3 protein-coding genes are annotated in these 2,573 nt (G+C 28.7%); 2 read left to right on the top strand and 1 reads right to left on the bottom strand.

What is annotated here, in order from left to right; all coding sequences use genetic code 11:
- Positions 1 to 192 precede the first annotated feature (192 nt).
- Together tsaE and Q0C58_RS01725 are read left to right on the top strand one after the other, a co-directional pair.
- Complete coding sequence (gene tsaE / locus Q0C58_RS01730; protein ID WP_290696684.1) at positions 193 to 600, top strand: tRNA (adenosine(37)-N6)-threonylcarbamoyltransferase complex ATPase subunit type 1 TsaE; 408 nt, start codon at positions 193 to 195, stop codon at positions 598 to 600.
- Between the two features lie 261 nt (positions 601 to 861).
- Positions 862 to 1,416 (top strand): hypothetical protein, encoded by a 555-nt coding sequence (locus tag Q0C58_RS01725; protein ID WP_290696683.1) that lies wholly within the window; start codon positions 862 to 864, stop codon positions 1,414 to 1,416.
- On the opposite strand, the gene Q0C58_RS01720 is transcribed toward Q0C58_RS01725, so the two are convergent.
- Positions 1,413 to 2,573, bottom strand: a 1,161-nt coding sequence (locus Q0C58_RS01720; protein WP_290696681.1) for a hypothetical protein, incomplete at its 5' end; no start/stop codon positions are given. The genes Q0C58_RS01725 and Q0C58_RS01720 overlap by 4 nt on opposite strands.

The raw sequence follows: 2,573 nt of genomic DNA, 5'->3' as shown, positions 1-2,573 counted from the left end.
TAAATTATAGTAATTGTATTGAGAAGGCTTCTTGACTATTATTGAAACAAAGTTCTAAAAAAAAGAATTTCGCTTGAACTGATATAATTTTAGAATTAAAACATAATAAGGTTTCCAAAAACATTATATATTATATAAGACTCCTCTTTTTAAAGAGGAGTTTTTTATTTTAGCAAAAAAACAGGAAAAACAGTGCAAATAAATTATACATTAAATGAAATAGACAGCGTCGCAAAACAAATACTAAAACATGCAACTTGTAAAACTTTTATTTTTAAGGCTGAAATGGGAACAGGCAAAACAACATTAATTAAGGCAATAGTAAAAGCTATAGGATGTAATGACGCTGTTAGTAGTCCTACTTTTTCTATAGTTAACGAGTACAAATCTAAAACTGAAACTATTTACCATTTCGATCTCTATCGTTTAGAAGACGAAAGCGAGCTTTACGATTTTGGTATTGAAGATTACCTAAATAATAATGCTTATGTATTTATAGAATGGCCAGAATTAGCACAAAATTTAATTGAAGACTATAATTGTATAACAATTAATCTAAAAAATGATACTACCAGAAGTTTAAATATGAGCAAAAGTTAAAATTTTGCGCTTTTTTATCTCACCAAAAAGTGTATTTTTGGCTCAATTACGGTTTTTACCGTAATGAAAAACACGAAAAAACACGTTTTTAACATAAATTTAACATTTGCCGCATAATAGCTTTAAATATTTGTATAAATTAGAGTAATTAATTAATCTAAATCCCTAACATTATGCAAATTAAAAAAAAGTACTTAATAGCTTTAGCTATTTTCGGAGGTGTATTATTCACCGCAAATGCGACTAACATTATTGACTTAAATGACCAAACACACACAGGAGTTGACAAAGCAAAACTTAAAATTCGCAAACACGGATAAAAAGAAGTTTAATAAAAGTGTAATAATTGGGAGTGTATTCGCTACTTTAATAGCAATTACTCCTTTTATTTTTTATACATATGAATATGTCCCAGAAAGTGAAATTTGGGAAACTTGGTTATTTACTTACAAAAGTGGGTTTTATGGAGATGCCCAAGTTGGTATTTGGTCAATTTTAATGAAAGCAGTTCCTGTTCTTTTACTATTTATTTGGTTCTTTACTTGCAGGCATTGGTGGTATCACACACTCTTGGTGCCTATTGCTATGTTTACATATCAAATAATTGGAGCTCTAAACGATGACATGGAATATATTGATGAGTTCCAATTAATCCATTTAATTCCTGTTATGGTAATAGTTATACCTTCTATTTACCTTATGAGGGCTCGATTGTTTAACACCGTAAACACTATAAGCAAGTCAACCCAAGAACTCGAAGACGAATTAACTTTTAGACCCAAAACAATTTGGGGGAAAATTAAGCAGTTTTTTTAGTCGTACTCATTTATACCGTATAATACTTGTTTCATTTTACTGCCATTTATCTCTACAGGTTTGTAAGCTGTATTAAATTTCTCTATACTAATTTTAATGTTATTTTTTAAATTGCCATATTCTATTGGTATTTTAGTAGCGCATTGTTGTTCGTTCTCATAACTATTTAGCATGATCCCAAATTTTTCGTAAAACTTAGCACCTTGATCTATATGTGTATTATATTGGGTTATAAATTGCAATAAACGATCTATTGGAAATTCTAAATTAATTTGCATTTTATGTGCTTTGTAACGTTGCGCATCGTCTTTAATTACTGTGTTTAGTTCTTCTAGAAAACCATTAAGGTTTTCTCTTACATTATCCCAATCATCATTATTTCTACATTCTTTTAAAGGTGTTTTATAATTAATAGGTTTTGTAAAATCCACAAACAGTTGCTCTAACTCTGCAATAATATTATCGTTGCTTTTTTGTAAAAAAGTGGTTTCAAAATAAATGGTGTTTAAATCGTTATGCATACGTAACGTAAAATCAAGAATACATTCTACTTCTTTTAAACTGTCTTCTTTTTCTGTTTTACTAGAACTCGTATTATTAAATAGTGATACAAAGGAGTGCAATACAGAAGTGTAAATATTATCGCCTAAAATATTAGACAAACTAAAGCCTGTTTTTTTATCCTGCTCACTACTAATAACATCTTTCATTTTTGCAAACTCCGGATAATTATTTGGGTTACTTAACTTGTTTATTTCATTAAAAGTAGCAACCGAAGAAAAATGATGGTCTAAACTCAAGGTTTTTTCGTATAATATTTTAATAATCTGTAAGCCTTTTAAGTAGCGTATTTTACTAATATCTGTAGCTTCAGACAACATACTCAGTTTAAGCTCTTCTTTAAGCTGGTCTTTTTTTATTAAAAGTAAAACTTGTGCTTCTGTTGTATTAGCTGTTATAATTTTTTTAGAGATGTTACTTAACGCTTGGTGTGTGTGTTTATTTTTAATAGCATAGTCTTGTGCTACTCTATTAATTTCTGTTACTAACTCTGTTATTATTGTGTCTATTGTTTTATTAGGTTTGCTATTTGCATAACAAAAACAACTAGCAAAAATAAGCGCAATAGTAATGGTGTATTTTGCAAGATGTATCAT

Source organism: Lacinutrix sp., from assembly GCF_023299985.1.
GTDB lineage: Bacteria > Bacteroidota > Bacteroidia > Flavobacteriales > Flavobacteriaceae > Lacinutrix.
The sequence above is the reverse complement of the archived record's forward strand: the minus strand, read 5'-3'. Positions and strand labels throughout refer to the sequence as shown.

Excerpts from the sequence above, each read along its gene's own strand:
- Q0C58_RS01725 (WP_290696683.1), top strand. The coding sequence starts at position 862 with ATGACCAAACACACACAGGAGTTGACAAAGCAAAACTTAAAATTCGCA.